Below are 14,818 nucleotides of genomic sequence, written 5' to 3'. Positions count from 1 at the left end.
CCTTCTAGATTCCTGAACTCATGCTAATGTCTGCCAGTTCTGATTTTCTTGCTCTATGTCGAGAGCAAATGGATCTGCTAACCCAAGGGATGGGAGCAGGCTTTACTGTTGTTTATTTGACACAAGAACTAGTAGAAAAATCTACAGGGGAGGCGCAACTAATTCCGGTAATGGTGTATCCAGAGACTATAGCATTAAATTCCAGTGATGAATATAGTGAAGTGGGGGAAGGTTATCCTGTAAAGTTAGCTAATGTTTTATCGTTACCCAATCAGCAAATGAGATTGTTAAAACCGACTCCAATATCCTCCCATGAATCAGCGGAATCGGCAGCAACAGGAAAACAAAATTTACACAATGCACAAGATGAATATTTGCTTAGTCATAACCAAATTGTTTTACCTTTGATTTATGAAGGTGTGATGATGGGGTTATTGGTGACGGCGAGGGAAGATAGGGAATGGAATGAACGCGAGGAAAGGGAGATTGAACGCATTGCTAAGACTTTAGCGATCGCTTGCATTTTAGACCAGCGCCAGGCATGGTTGCAACATCAACTCCAGCAGGAACAAATTCTCCAAGAGAGACAACGGGATTTATTAGATAATCTCTTACATCAATTTCGTAACCCCTTAACTGCTGTCCGCACCTTTGGGAAATTACTATTTAAACGAATGCTACCGGTTGATCCTAATCGGGAAGTCGCCACCAGTATAGTCCGGGAGAGCGATCGCTTACAAGAACTATTAAAACAATTTGATCAAGTAATTGATTTAAATACAGCAGATTTAGAACCTTTACCTCTACCAGAATCAAAAGTAGTTATTAACGCAAATGTGCAAAAAGCAGCTAAACCTGCGTTATTATTACCCGGAACAGGAGAACAATTAACTAATTGTTTCTTAGTAGATTTATTAGCACCTTTATTAATATCTGCACAAGCCATTGCTCAAGAAAGAAATTTACAATTAATCACAGAAATTTCTCCTCACTTACCCTTAGCAATAGTCAATGAGAAAGCCTTACAAGAAGTCTTGAGTAACATCCTGGATAACGCTTTAAAATATACGCCATCTGGAGGTAAGATATTAGTCCAATGTGGGCAACAAAAAGGAAATTTACAAGGTATTGCTATTAGTGATACAGGTCCAGGTATTCCTCCAGAAGACTTAAAACATCTAGGAGAAAGACATTACCGAGGTGTACAGGCAAAAACAGAAATTCCGGGAACTGGCCTAGGAATCGCCATTGCTAAACAGTTAATAGTAGAAATGCACGGAAACATCGAGGTTTTTAGTCCGGCAATCAACTCAGTCATCACATCACCTTATGCCCCAGGAACTACCTTTATAATTTGGTTGCTGGCCGTTAATTAGCTGACAGGAATTTATGATTTTAAGTAAGAATTTGACACTAACTAATCACAATCATTTTTAAAACATATCTTCAAGGAATTTGCAAGTCTTGACTTATTGTTAATTTTAAATCCGTATTAGGTTCAATCAGGATTAAATCAACACTATTTTTCCCATTTATTAAAAGCCTTATTGAGCATAGCCGCAAATTGAGCGCGGGTTACTGCCTCTTCGGCACGAAAACTACCATCAGGAAAACCAGCAATAATACCTCGTCTTGATAATTCTTGAATAAATTGTGATGCCCAGTAGCTAGATTGAACATCAGTAAAAGAGGTTTGAGCAAAAACTTGATTTGCTATAATTAAAGGTAAAGTGGCAGTAGATGTGATACCTAAAGCCATAAATAATGCTGTTTTTGATTGTAAATTCTTCAAAGTAACTATCTGCTCATGTCTTTTTTTTGTTGCTAAGAACATAGACATTTATAAAAATAAAGCGATCGCTTACCATGATTCAGCATAAAATCGCCTTATTACTTGTATCATGAAATCCAGTCTATTAACGAGTTATCACTAAAGTTGAAGTCAGCGTAATATCTAAATCCTGTTCTGGTCTTAGCACAAAAACAGCAGCTTTTGGTTTCCGTAATAGTATACTAGCTAAAGCCCCCGCTGCTGCACCACCTACAGGTTCTAAAACTTCAATTTTCTTGTTACCAGTCACCAATGAAATCAGACTAGCAGCACCCGCACCAATCGCAGCATCAGTTAATATTTGTCCAGTGCTTGCTCCCTTAGTAATTGTTTCTGTTTGGGTGATAGTTTTAGAGTTAGCATAAATCTGTTGTCGTTGTCCAGAAGGAAATACTAATTCTCTGGCTACAAAACGAACACCTTGCTGATTATTATTGGTAGATCGAGTATTTAATCTTACTGGTTGTAATTCCCCAATAACCTCACTATTAGCAGGAATTAAAATATTTCTGTTACTATCAGTAACATTGTCAGCTATTTTCAGAGTTAAAGCCAATGTTTCACCCGGTTTGACAATAACCTTCTCTTTTTCGTAAATAACAGGTAAAGTCGCACCAGAGCGAATACTAATTGTCCGTGATTGATTGAGATTGTATCCTTGTGCCATAACCGGACTAAAGGATAGTAAAGGGGTAGCTGCACCTGTGGTAATAGCTATAGCCATGAGTGCAGCGGTGCTAGATTGCCAACGGATAGAACGACTCATGATAAGATTGCCTATAATATGTGATATGTGAGATGACGTGGACTAGCTGGGATAGTTTCTGGGCAATTGTTAATTTAAGCATAAGGTAAGCATTCAGCTATCAGTGGTCAGCAGTTATTAAAACATTATCCAATTACTTGCAGCAACAAAAAAAGAACTGCCTTTATTTGAGAGATTACGTTTTATAGATAAGGAATCTGCCGAAGATAATATCTCTTCATTAGTTACTCGCAATGTTGATGATTTTAAAATAACACCAGCAGGACTTACGCAACTGGCACAAGCGATCGTTATAGAAGGAAGTGGTCATTTTAAATCAGACCAAATACATTTGAACATCTGGACGTTTTAGTTGCTGAATTAAATAATTAGACAGTAAATTGTACTTGATGTCAGCGGGGAACTCTTTGAATTTTTTGGGATGTTCCGAGTAAATAATACTTATATACTATTCAATACTCATTGCTTCCCTGTCTCTGGGCGATAGGGAAGCGCGACCTAGGAATCGCTTGTGCCAATTGCGTAAGTCCTGCTTTCTTCTTTCTCCTGACTCCTGACTCCTAACTCCTGACTCCTGAATTCTGCTATGATGTTGCAGTAAAAAGACAATTATCCAGCCGCCATTTTCTAGCTATGACGCAACAACTCCGTGTTTATGTTCCACCTCATCCTTTAATTCAGCACTGGTTGGGAGTTGCTCGTGATGTAGCTACACCATCTGTATTATTCCGTTCTGCTATTACTGAGTTGGGTAGATGGCTAACGTATGAGGCTGCTAGGGAGTGGTTGCCGACTCAAGAAACAACGGTGCAAACGCCTCTGACGACCTGTGTAGCCACTTTTATTAATCCTCAGATACCTGTGGCTGTTGTGCCGATTTTACGGGCTGGTTTAGGCTTGTTAGAGGGAGCGCAGGGTGTACTACCTTTGGCATCAATTTACCATTTTGGCTTGGCGCGAAATGAAGAAACTCTGGAACCTACTTGTTATTTAAATAAATTACCCGAAAAATTTGCCCCCGAAACGCGGGTTTTAATTACTGAGCCGATGTTGGCTACTGGAGGCTCTATAATGGCAGTAATGGATGAATTGACCCAAAGAGGTGTTGATCCGGCGTTAATTCGGATTATATCTGTAGTTGTTGCTCCCCCAGCGTTGAAAAAATTGGCTGCTGTCTATCCTGGCTTAATCGTTTACACCGCTACTATTGATGAAACGCTTGATGATCGGGGGTATATTGTCCCAGGATTAGGGGATGCGGGAGATCGCATTTTTGGAACTTGAGCTAGGATGCCGCTAAGGACGGAAAATAGCTAAAGTACGGTCAAAGTTGCTTATTTTCGAGAAAACGGTAAAAAATATGAGTCAGCAAGATGGTTTTGCTAGTGGTTTGTTATTGGGGTCATTGATTGGGGGTGTAGTTGGTGGTATTTTAGGGGCGGTGATTACTTCGCGCTTAGATGCTAAGTTTGCAAATGAAGAGCATGAAGGGTTAACTGCTGGGGAAAATGATGGACAGACAGGGACTAAAAAGCGGCAGATGAGGGCTTCTGGTCATGAAAGTTTGGAAATAGAAGCAACCAGGCGATCGCTCGAAGATAAAATTGCCCAACTTAATGCCACAATTGATGATGTGCGGAAGCAATTAGGTAATGTCAACAGCAACTCATCCCAGGAAGTTAATGAGCATTCTTAAGCTTTCCCTTTGTTATATTGATTGGCTACACAATGGGACGTGAGCTAAATTAAAATCAATCAAGAATCTATGTTTGACATTTAACAGGAAAGTTACCCATCCATGAATTTACTAATTACAACTCTAGCTACCTTTGTCTCTCTTTACAGCTATTTGCTGATTATTCGAGTCTTGTTGACTTGGTTTCCCACCATTGAATGGTCTAATCAACCATTTGCAGCTTTAAGCCAAATTAGTGATCCCTACCTCAATCTATTTCGTTCCATAATTCCCCCCTTGGGTGGGATGGATTTCTCCCCTATCCTGGCATTTTTGGCATTGAACATAGTTGGTGGTATTTTAGATAGTTTAGCTCGTGCCACCTTGGTACAAGGATTTTAAGCCCCAACTTACGATTTTCAATGTAAGGACGTTCCCAGGAACGTCTCTACAACTCTTATCTTCTGACTCTTCCACTAAATCCAGCAGCTTTAAATTGTTTAAGTTGTAATGGTAAAGGCTGATTACTGGGGACTGTGATTCTAAATTCAAAATCGCTAACTCCGGGAGAAACTTCGGCGATTAAACCCAGACGAGTCCGATTTTGTAAGGTTGAGTCACCATTAGCATCATATATACGCCCAAAAATATCCGCATCATAAACAGTTTTGCGGGTGCTGTTTTCCGCTTTACCTGTAACGATGAAGCAACTGGCAGTATTTGAACCGCTACTACCTACTATTCCACTGGACAGTTCTGATGGACATTCGTGATAGGAAATATCAGATAATTTAATCTGTGTTAATGCTAGGGCTGTGGGTGTCCATATCCAGGAAAGTAACCCCATTAGCCCAGCTATAAAAATTAACTGCATTGAGCGTAACCGCATAAAATACACCTTTGATTGGAAATTTACGAAAGCCGGCGTTGCTGTTTAAGAGTACAATTTTACCTCACGCAGAGTCGCTCCAGAGTAAAATTTCCAGTTATTGATTTTTGGTGTTACATGATATAGACATCAAATTCCGCTAAGGAACTTCCAAGAAAAAAATTATCCCAATAAATGAACAAAAGAAGTACAGAGGCACAGAGAACACAGAGAGAGAAGAAATAGAGAGAGTTTTTGCGTTAGTTTTGGGACATATTTTTATTTGGAAGTCTCTAAAGCTATTTTAGGAATAAATTATAATTAAAACTTATAAAAATATAATAATACTTTTAATATTCATAACTCATTACAATTCAAGTTTAGATTTTCTTAATAATTAATTGAGAATTATTTTTATTTAGTAACGGGCTTGCAATACTTTTGGCGGTTTGCTATAATCATCAAGATTTTCATAATTCGGTTTATATTGTCAATTTTATGTCTGTCTGACAATATTATCCTCAAAATCCTTTATTTATAGTCGTTTCAGAAATCAATATCTAGAAATAATACAAAACTTCATAAATTAGCAGCAATTTTTGAGAGAAATTTAGACAAAAATTAGCCAAGAAATTATGGAAGTTGACTGGGAGAAAAATGTACTGTTGACAAATAAGTTAATTTATGGTACGTAAACCGTGCGACTTAACGGAAGTTTTCTTACCCAATAATCAATCTAAGTAGGGGAACACAATAAAACCAAACTTTGTAAAGAAACGTAAAATCGCTGAAAACTTCTTTACTATTGCCTATTGCCTTGCTATAACAACAATTTTCAACGCCAAACTACTTATGTGATGGAAAAATTTATTCATAATTTATGATTTTATTATACAGAAGCTTGAAAAATTTGATTTGCTGTAAGATCTAATCCAGGAAAAGTTTGGGAAATAATCCGTTCATGATCTCTAAACTTACTAATTTGATATTCTCCATCAACCAAATTACAAACAGAGATTGTCGGTTGTTTAGGATTACCAATAAAATTTCTTCCACCTAAAGCTGCATAATCTACAATCCAATATTCAGAAATTCCCATTTCCTCATAATCAGCATATTTCAAATGGTAATCATCACGCCAATTAGTTGAGACAATTTCAATCACCAAAGGTATAGATGCACCATTACTCAGGATAGATTCTTTTTTCCATAATTTTTCGTTTACTAGATTTTCACGATTTAGCACTAACACATCTGGAAAATAACCAGAATCTTTACCTTCTGGTCTAACCAGAACTTGGTTGGGAATTAAATAGGGAAGTTCTAACCGCTCAATTATACCACTTAGCTTGATCGTTAAAAACCCTTTTGATTCTTCGTGTTCTCCTACTGGTTGTGCCATTTCAATGATATTCCCATTATGTAGTTCGTAACGTACCCCGGTATTTTCAGGAAGCCCAGCGACAAATTCTTCAAAGGTAGTAACTTTAGATAAAGTTTGAATCATGGGTGTTGAGTATTGGTGACAATAAAAATATTATAGCGGCATTGTCAAACCTCAACTCAGATTAAGAACTATTGGCGTTGCAACTAGAAGTTAAGCAGCAACGCCGATTTTTTAGGTTGTATACTCAGCGTTAATTTTCACATAATCATAACTCAAGTCACAACCCCAAGCCTGACCTGTGCCATGACCATTACCAACACCGACGGAAATTAACACGGTGTCTGATTGCAGATATTGACCATTAGCTGCTGCTTTCAAATATGCACTAGCTGCGGCTTTATCAAAAGGTAAAGGTTGACCAGTTTCAAATAGTAAAATATCCCCTAATTTAACAGAGAGGTTTTCTTGTTCAAATCGGACTCCAGCGCGACCGGCAGCAGCCGCTATCCGTCCCCAATTGGGATCATGACCAAAAATGGCGGCTTTGACTAAAGATGAACCTGCAATGGTTTTGGCGATTTGACGGGCTGATAATTCATCTTGAGCGCCACTGACTTGGACTTCTATTAAACAAGTTGCCCCTTCACCATCACGAGCGATCGCTTTCGCTAAATGCTGGCATACATAAGTTAACATAGCTTCTAGATTCTGGGCTTCTGCCCCCATTTCGGTAATTGCTGGGGTGCGAGATTGACCATTTGCTAAAGCAATTAAACAATCATTTGTACTTGTGTCACCGTCGACGGTGATAGAATTGAAGCTTCTATCTGCGGCTCTGGTTAACATTTGTTGCCAAAGCGTCGAAGAGACCGCCGCATCACAGGTAACAAAGGCTAACATTGTCGCCATGTTGGGGTGAATCATTCCTGAACCTTTAGCAATACCACCAATTCGCACTGGACGGTCATGGATAATGGTTTCTAAGGCGATGGATTTGGTGATTAAATCTGTAGTCACAATTGCTCCTGCGGCTGCGTCTGAACCTGTTTCTGATAGTTCTGCAACTACTTTGGGGATACCACCCCGCAAAATATCCATTTTAATCCGTTGACCAATTACGCCGGTGGAAGCTAATAAAATGGATTCTGGGTTAATACCCAATTCTTGACCTAACAAGTCTGCACATTCTTGAGCATCTTTAATGCCTTGTTCACCTGTTGCGGCGTTGGCTTGTCCTGCATTGCAAAGGATGGCTCTAGCGCTATGTTTCCCTTGTAATACTTGACGACAGTAATCTACACAAGCTGCTTTAACTTGGCTAGTGGTAAATACACCAGCAGCGATCGCCTCCACATCTGATACAATTAAGGCTAAATCTGGTAATCCCGAAGCTTTTAGTCCCGCTGTAATTCCCGCTGCTTTATACCCCCGCGCTGCTGTCACACCACCAGTAATTATTTGCCAATCTGCCATATTTTTGCTCACAATTATCTATATCGCGTTTGCTGCTCAATTACTTTCCGCCTCTGGTTTGATATCAGCGTCCAGTATTTATGTCTATAAGTGAGTTTATCTGTTGATGACAATCTTTTTTTAATCACGAAAATTAAACCTAAAACAAATAAAAGAGAGCCACTTGGATAGCTCTCTAAAATCATCAGGGTGCATCTACTTAGCACATTATATGATTCTAGCACCAAGGGGTCAAACCCCCTATTTTTTATTTTTGTCAGTTGTCAGTTGTCAGTTGTTCCCTATTACCATTACCCATTACCATTACCCATTGCCTCTAAAAAGAAAGAGAGCCAATTTAAACTAGCTCTCCCGATAATCAAGTTGCGTCTTATTGTCACATTATATCATTCTCAGGATGGGGGTGTTACCCTACATTGGTGCATTGAGTTTCTCTTCTACCAATTGATTGGTGAGTTTGGGTTCTGCGCGTTTATCGGTTTTTTTCAGGACTTGTCCCACGAAAAAGCCTTTGAGGTTGGTGTTACCTTTGCGGTATTTTTCGACTTGTTGAGCATTAGCGGCGATGATTTCATCAATGATAGGTTCAAGAATGGTACGATCTGAAATCAGTTCTTGACCAGCAAAGGCTTCTTCTGGGGAAACACCATTGAGTAAATCTGTGAGTTTTTCCTTAGCTTGAGCGTTGCTGATTTTCCCATTTTCAATGCGAGTAATCACATCAGCTAGGTTAACAGCAGTCAGTTTAATTTCGGAAATGGTGAGTTTTTGTTTGTTTAAGTACCCAGCGATATCTTGAGTAATCCAGTTAGCCGCAGATTTGGGATTTGCACCTTTAGAGATTGCACTTTCAAAATAGTCCGCAACTGGTTTATCCTCAGTTAAGACTCGCGCATCATAAGCCGAAAGTCCCAAATCATTTTCATAATAATGGCGTTTGCTCGCCGGTAGTTGGGGTAATTCACTTAACCATGAATCCAATTCTGTTTGGGTGACTTCAATGGGCGCTAAATCAGGTTCAGGAAAATAACGATAATCACTAGAACCTTCTTTCACTCGCATACTGCTGGTACGTTGTGAACCTTCTTCCCAAAGCCGAGTTTCTTGAACAATCTTTTCTCCTGATTCAATAGCCGCGATTTGGCGCTCAATTTCATAATCAATCGCTTTTTGAATCGCACTAAAGGAGTTCATATTCTTAATTTCTACCTTAGTGCCAAATTGCTCACGTCCCACCGGACGGACAGAAATATTCACATCACAACGCAGAGATCCTTCTTGCATATTCCCATCACTGACACCAAGATAGCGCACAATCCGCCGCAGTTCTTGGGCATATTCAGCCGCTTCTTGTCCTGTCCGCAAATCTGGTTCAGAAACAATTTCCACCAAGGGAATCCCCGCACGGTTATAATCTACGAGGGAATAGGTAGAACCAGAAAGTCTTTCACTCCCTGCGTGGACGAGTTTTCCCGCATCCTCTTCCATGTGTAAACGAGTAATCCCAATGCGTTTGCGGCTGGGGTTTCCCGCTTCATCTACCAATTCAATTTCTATCCAACCATGTTCAGCTATGGGTAAATCATATTGAGAAATTTGGTAATTTTTGGGTAAATCAGGATAAAAATATTGTTTGCGGTCAAATTTACTATACCGAGCGATTTGACAATTCAAAGCCAAACCAGTTTTCACGGCGTATTCGAGAACTTTGGCGTTAAGTACGGGTAAAACTCCTGGTAAACCCATGCACACAGGGTCAATATTAGTATTGGGGTCAGCACCAAAAGCTGTGGAACTGTTGGAGAAAATTTTGGTATTGGTGCTGAGTTGACAATGGGTTTCTAAACCAATAATCGCTTCATATTCAGTTTTTACGGGTGTGGCTGTGGTCATATCCAAATTTTACAGTTTTTCTGATTTGGTACTATTTTAACGGTTTTGTGTTGATATTAAGGGTAGGGCGCTATTGATTCAGGAAGTAGGGGCGCAAGGCCTGCGCCCATTCAGAAGTCAGAAGAGAATGAGGGGGGGTAATAATCTCTTGTGAGCTAAGGTATTGAAATTCATAACTACTTTTTTGCAAAGCACAAGCCACAATAAGGATAAGTATCATTTATTTTGATTATGGCTTGCTGATAGCGTAGCGATCGCCATATAAACCAAAAACCTAGATATATTAAAAAGTTCTGGGTTAAAAAAGATGAATCAGGTGCAAGGAATACGCTTTGAAACCGTTCATTTACCTATCACTTTCCCCGATTTGAGACTATTCCTACTATATTCTCCTTCTTCTTCCTCCTCCTGACTCCTGACTCCTAACTCCTAACTCCTAACTCCTAACTCCTAACTCCTAACTCCTAATTATGAGTTATTGTCTCAATCCCCATTGTTCTCAGCCAGAAAACACTGATAATGTTAAGTTTTGTCAAACCTGTGGCACAAAATTACTCCTAAAAGAACGCTACCGTGCTATCAAACCCATCGGACAAGGTGGTTTTGGGAGAACCTTTCTAGCTGTAGATGAGGATAAACCCTCAAAGCCACCCTGTGTAATTAAGCAATTTTTTCCCCAAGCTCAGGGGACAAATACGGTACAAAAGGCTATAGAGTTATTTAAGCAAGAGGCTATACAGTTGGATGACTTGGGACAACATTCCCAAATTCCTGCTCTGTTGGCATATTGTAGCCAAGATGACAGAAAGTATTTGGTTCAGGAATTTATTGATGGACTAAATTTATACCAAGAACTAGAACAAAATGGGGCCTTCAATGAAACGCAAATTCGGCAATTACTGAATGATTTATTGTCAGTGCTGCAATTTTGTCATGGTAAACAAGTTATACACCGAGATATTAAACCAGAAAATATTATTCGTCGTCATAGCGATCGCAAATTAGTTATAGTTGATTTTGGAGCCGCCAAATCCGCCACAGGAACAGCCCTAAATCGCACGGGAACAAGCATAGGTAGTCCTGAGTATGTCGCTCCAGAACAAATACGTGGGAAGGCACTTTTCGCCAGTGATATCTATAGTTTAGGGGTAACTTGTATCAATCTGTTAACAGAGCGATCGCCTTTCGACTCCTACGATACCCATAACGCAGCTTGGATATGGGGACAATATCTAAAAACTCCTGTGAGTCAAGAATTGAGTCGAATCATTAACAAAATGGTAGAAACCATCCCCAGTCACCGCTATCAAACAGTTGATGAAGTGATCAAAGATTTGAAATTTCAATCATCATCTTTACCCCCCAAACAAATAACTCCACCCATATCTCCACCTCCTGCTTTGGTGAAAACTTCCAGTCAAATTGAGAAAGAATTACAAGAACTAAAAACTCAATTTACAGGTGGTAATGTTCAACCCAAAAACGTTAATTCTCAACCACAATCTCCTAGCAATAATCCTATAGATAAAGAATTAGAAGAATTAAAATCCAAGTTTCTTAATAATGATTAATAAGTGGGAAAATATCTGCTTCCAACGAAATTTATGCTGAAAATTTTCATTATACATGAAACAAAAATCCCCAATATTGGCATTGTTCGGGAGCATTATGAATTCGGGAATTTTCACCAATTACAAATTCTTGAATCAGGGTTAAATTAATGCTTTTAGCGTATTGTAAAAATTCATCCTACGGGTACGGGTACACTGAAAAGTATTTTGAAAGATGCTGGTTTGACTAAAGGAGATTTAGATTAATTTCGCTATCGCACCCCTTCAACCTCCCAAACAGCAATTCCTAGGTCGCGCTATCTCTTCGAGACGCTACCGCGAACGCTATCGCACCCCTTCAACCTCCCAAATAGCGATCAAGTTACAAATTCTTATAAACTTCATCATCATTACGTTTACCAACTCGAAAAACATCAACTAATTTATTATCGTCATCAATGGTATATAAAATTCTGTATTCACCCTGATCAATACGATAACCACCTTGATAACCTTTTAAAGCTGCATAGTCTTGAGGACGAGGATGACCCTGAAGCGAGAGAATTTTTGATACAACTTGTTTATATTGTTTTGGCCGTAAGTCTAATAAGTCTTTTTCCGCAGTTTTAGCAATCCTCAATGTATAACGTTCACTCATTGGGATATTTAGCTATGATTTCTTCTATAGTGGTAAATCCTTCGTTTTCTTCTATTGCACGTCGTAGTTTAGCTGAATCTATTGCATCTTCTATTGCTTCTAATAGTTTTAAATCTTCAATACTAATTATCGCTACCGCAGCTTTACCATGACGCTGAATTAAAATTCTTTCTCCACGATATTCTGCACGGTTCATAATATCGGGAAAATTAGCGCGCGCTTCACTTGCACTGATGACAGACATAGCACCTCGCAAAATTTATAGGGTTACATAAGATTATAGATTATTTGTCTGTTTTTGACAAATTGTACAAAATTTAAGTTTTTTAGCGATCGCATCCCTTCAACTTCTCAAACAGCGAACTGACAAGTCAGCACTTGCGCTATCGCACCCCTCCAACCTCACCAAAAGCGATCGCACCCCTTCAACTTTCCCAACATCCTTTTTTAACGAACCACAGAGACACAGAGGACACAGAGGACACAGAGAAATAGCGATCGCATCCCTTCAACCTCACCAAAAGCGATCGCACTCCCTCCACTTCCCAAAAGTGATCGCACCCCTTCAACTCCCCAAACAGCGAACTGACAAGTCAGCGCTTACGCTATCGCACCCCCTCAACTTCCCAAACAGCGATCGCTATCCAGAGACAAAAGAAAAACGATACATTACGGAACGACTTGAAAAACACCAAATTGACGAAAATGATAATCAAATGAAAATGCTTGGATAATATCTAACTTGTTCATGACAACTTTACTACTACAATCTGTGAAACTCCATTCTTTGTCAGAATAATCACGAAAAATCTGCCAAGTTGAGCGAATATCTTCTTCTGTTAAATAATATATAGTTGCTAATTTGCCTGAGAAGAAAGCTTCACCTAAAATAATTTCTCTTTTGGTTTCTCCTCTTGCTCTTAATAAAGTTAATGTTTCATCAATTACATAATCAGTTGTTACTAAAGAATGTGTATTATTCGTTAACCATAAAATAGCGTTTTTATGGTTGGAATCTGAAGGAACAACACTAGCAAACAAAGCACCCGTATCTACAAAAATCATAAACTATTGACAATATAAAACTTGATCATGATCTTTGCCGTCAAAAGGATCTGTTTTTCCCTCTAAAGGAAGTTCAGCAATCTCTTGTAAAATTTCTAATGTTTTTTTCTGTTGATAATTAGATTCTAGAGGAATGATAATTACTTGGACTTTACTTCCTTCTGCTAGTTTTATCGGTTGTGATAATCTTAATGTTCCTTGTTCATAAATGGCTTCTACTGGCATAGAATTTATTCTAGAATTTGATTATTTGAATTATAGCACTATCTCCTAAATCCCATCATCCTCAAACAGTGATCGCACCCCTCCAACCTCACCAAAAGCGATCGCACTCCCTCAACTCCCCAAACAGCGATCGCATCCCTCCAAACTTCCCAAACAGCGATCGCATCCCCTGAACTTCCCAAACAGCGATTCCTACGGAGCGCTTCGCTATCGCACCCCTTCAACTTCCCAACATCTCTTTTTAAACGAACCACGAAGACGCGAAGAACACGAAGGAAGAAGAGAAGAAAGAGCGAATTTTATATTTTCTAGTCAAGTATCCCTTTTTGCCATTAAATATGTAATACTATTAGGAAATTTATTAAATGTAACAAAATTAAAAAATGAATCAACAAGATAATATTGAATTTATTATATATATTGATGAATCTGGTAGTGCCAAACCAAATCCTAAAGATCAATGTCCTATTTTTGCTATGGGTGGGGTTTTGATTAAAAGGAATGATGAACAAATAATTAAACAATTAGTATCAGATTTTAAAACTCGCTGGAGTATTCTTCAAGAACAACCTTTGCATGGTAACGAAATACGCTCCAAGAAAAAAGGCTTTGCTTGGTTAGGTAAACTATCAAAAGTAGAACAAGAGCAATTTCTGGAAGATTTAACACAAACTATAATTAGTTGTCCTATAGTTGTTCATTCTTGTGTTATATCTCGACAAGGATATCTCAATCGCTATTTAGAAAAGTATGGTGAGAATACTTGGGAGATGATGAAAAGTGCATTTTCTATTTTAATAGAACGTAGTGCTAAGTATGCAGCTATTAATAATGGTAGTTTAATGGTTTATTTTGAAGCAGCAGGTAAAAATGAAGATAATCTGCTAAAACAATATTTTTATGATTTAAGAGCTAAAGGTCAATCTTTTAATGTTGCAACATCTGATAAATATTCACCTTTATCTGCTAATGATTTATCAAAACTGTTAATAGGAATAGACAGCAAGACAAAAGCTAATTCGATCATGCAAATTGCTGATTTGTGTTTGTACCCAGTTGTTCGGAGTAAAGACAATCCTGATAATCAGGCGTTTTTAGCTCTTAAAAATGCTAACTTGCTTGTGGATTGTAGGTTACAACAGGATCAAGTTACTACTTTGGGAATTAAGTATTATTGCTTTGATAGTCCCTAAAAACAACAAAACCGCTACGTGAGCGGTTTATGATGCGGCAGTCATACGACTACCCCCAGGCTATGCCTACCCTTATATTATCTTCTGATTTGTTAATTGTCAATATGGTAGAGCGAACTGCTTGCAGCAGCGCAACGCTTACGCATTCCCTCAACTTCCCAACATCCTTTTTTAACGAACCACGAAGACACGAAGAGCGCGAAGGGAAGAAAGAAGAAAACAGTGTAATTAACA

16 protein-coding genes and 1 pseudogene are annotated in these 14,818 nt (G+C 38.7%); 6 read left to right on the top strand and 11 right to left on the bottom strand.

Annotated features, from left to right (window positions below):
- Positions 1-20 precede the first annotated feature (20 nt).
- Positions 21-1,376 (top strand): sensor histidine kinase, encoded by a 1,356-nt coding sequence (locus tag CA730_RS13605; RefSeq protein WP_096668029.1) that lies wholly within the window; start codon positions 21-23, stop codon positions 1,374-1,376.
- A gap of 155 nt (positions 1,377-1,531) precedes the next feature.
- Here the strand turns inward: CA730_RS13605 and CA730_RS13600 are convergent.
- Together CA730_RS13600 and CA730_RS13595 are read right to left on the bottom strand one after the other, a co-directional pair.
- A pseudogene (locus CA730_RS13600) lies at positions 1,532-1,834 on the bottom strand (S-layer homology domain-containing protein); the annotation flags it as partial.
- Between the two features lie 82 nt (positions 1,835-1,916).
- Positions 1,917-2,597, bottom strand: coding sequence for a conjugal transfer protein TrbI (locus tag CA730_RS13595; RefSeq protein WP_096668027.1), 681 nt, complete (start codon positions 2,595-2,597; stop codon positions 1,917-1,919).
- Between the two features lie 633 nt (positions 2,598-3,230).
- On the opposite strand from CA730_RS13595, the gene upp reads away from it, so the two are divergent.
- The 3 genes from upp to CA730_RS13575 all read left to right on the top strand — a co-directional run bounded on the left by upp (position 3,231) and on the right by CA730_RS13575 (position 4,674).
- On the top strand, positions 3,231-3,881 hold the full coding sequence (gene upp, locus CA730_RS13585; protein WP_096668025.1) for a uracil phosphoribosyltransferase: 651 nt from the start codon (positions 3,231-3,233) through the stop codon (positions 3,879-3,881).
- 76 nt (positions 3,882-3,957) lie between these two features.
- Positions 3,958-4,293, top strand: coding sequence for a hypothetical protein (locus CA730_RS13580; protein ID WP_096668023.1), 336 nt, complete (start codon positions 3,958-3,960; stop codon positions 4,291-4,293).
- A gap of 102 nt (positions 4,294-4,395) precedes the next feature.
- Positions 4,396-4,674 carry a YggT family protein gene (locus tag CA730_RS13575; RefSeq protein ID WP_027401027.1) on the top strand — a complete coding sequence of 93 codons (279 nt, stop codon included), beginning with the start codon at positions 4,396-4,398 and terminating at the stop codon, positions 4,672-4,674.
- A 55-nt stretch (positions 4,675-4,729) separates the two neighbouring features.
- Here CA730_RS13575 and CA730_RS13570 read toward each other — a convergent pair whose 3' ends face one another.
- The 4 genes from CA730_RS13570 to gatB all read right to left on the bottom strand — a co-directional run bounded on the left by CA730_RS13570 (position 4,730) and on the right by gatB (position 9,893).
- The gene (locus CA730_RS13570) at positions 4,730-5,161 is read right to left on the bottom strand and encodes a hypothetical protein (protein WP_096668021.1); all 432 of its coding nucleotides are present in this window, start codon (positions 5,159-5,161) and stop codon (positions 4,730-4,732) included.
- 868 nt (positions 5,162-6,029) lie between these two features.
- Entirely contained in the window at positions 6,030-6,647 is a 618-nt protein-coding gene (locus tag CA730_RS13565) for a Uma2 family endonuclease (RefSeq protein WP_096668019.1), read from the bottom strand.
- A gap of 111 nt (positions 6,648-6,758) precedes the next feature.
- Positions 6,759-8,000: a bifunctional ornithine acetyltransferase/N-acetylglutamate synthase gene (argJ, locus tag CA730_RS13560; protein WP_096668017.1), complete on the bottom strand. Its 1,242-nt coding sequence runs from the start codon at positions 7,998-8,000 to the stop codon at positions 6,759-6,761.
- Between the two features lie 411 nt (positions 8,001-8,411).
- Positions 8,412-9,893: an Asp-tRNA(Asn)/Glu-tRNA(Gln) amidotransferase subunit GatB gene (gene gatB / locus CA730_RS13555; RefSeq protein ID WP_096668015.1), complete on the bottom strand. Its 1,482-nt coding sequence runs from the start codon at positions 9,891-9,893 to the stop codon at positions 8,412-8,414.
- 470 nt (positions 9,894-10,363) lie between these two features.
- On the opposite strand from gatB, the gene CA730_RS13550 reads away from it, so the two are divergent.
- A complete protein-coding gene (locus CA730_RS13550) occupies positions 10,364-11,464 on the top strand; it encodes a serine/threonine-protein kinase (RefSeq protein WP_096668013.1) in 1,101 nt (366 codons plus the stop codon).
- A 361-nt stretch (positions 11,465-11,825) separates the two neighbouring features.
- Here CA730_RS13550 and CA730_RS13545 read toward each other — a convergent pair whose 3' ends face one another.
- The 5 genes from CA730_RS13545 to CA730_RS24395 all read right to left on the bottom strand — a co-directional run bounded on the left by CA730_RS13545 (position 11,826) and on the right by CA730_RS24395 (position 13,645).
- Positions 11,826-12,101: a type II toxin-antitoxin system RelE family toxin gene (locus CA730_RS13545; protein ID WP_096668011.1), complete on the bottom strand. Its 276-nt coding sequence runs from the start codon at positions 12,099-12,101 to the stop codon at positions 11,826-11,828.
- Complete coding sequence (locus tag CA730_RS13540; RefSeq protein WP_096668009.1) at positions 12,094-12,345, bottom strand: type II toxin-antitoxin system Phd/YefM family antitoxin; 252 nt, start codon at positions 12,343-12,345, stop codon at positions 12,094-12,096. Before CA730_RS13540 ends, CA730_RS13545 begins: the two co-directional genes overlap by 8 nt.
- Positions 12,346-12,770: 425 nt before the next feature.
- Positions 12,771-13,166 carry a type II toxin-antitoxin system VapC family toxin gene (locus CA730_RS13535; protein WP_096668007.1) on the bottom strand — a complete coding sequence of 132 codons (396 nt, stop codon included), beginning with the start codon at positions 13,164-13,166 and terminating at the stop codon, positions 12,771-12,773.
- Positions 13,167-13,169: 3 nt separating this feature from the next.
- Positions 13,170-13,391, bottom strand: coding sequence for an antitoxin family protein (locus CA730_RS13530; RefSeq protein WP_096668005.1), 222 nt, complete (start codon positions 13,389-13,391; stop codon positions 13,170-13,172).
- Positions 13,392-13,429: 38 nt separating this feature from the next.
- A complete protein-coding gene (locus CA730_RS24395) occupies positions 13,430-13,645 on the bottom strand; it encodes a hypothetical protein (protein WP_231939834.1) in 216 nt (71 codons plus the stop codon).
- Positions 13,646-13,774: 129 nt separating this feature from the next.
- On the opposite strand from CA730_RS24395, the gene CA730_RS13525 reads away from it, so the two are divergent.
- On the top strand, positions 13,775-14,584 hold the full coding sequence (locus tag CA730_RS13525; protein ID WP_096668003.1) for a DUF3800 domain-containing protein: 810 nt from the start codon (positions 13,775-13,777) through the stop codon (positions 14,582-14,584).
- The last annotated feature ends 234 nt before the right edge of the window (positions 14,585-14,818 follow it).

This window comes from Dolichospermum compactum NIES-806 (assembly GCF_002368115.1).
Taxonomy (GTDB): Bacteria; Cyanobacteriota; Cyanobacteriia; order Cyanobacteriales; family Nostocaceae; genus Dolichospermum; species Dolichospermum compactum.
This window is presented reverse-complemented; position numbering and strand designations above follow the sequence as displayed.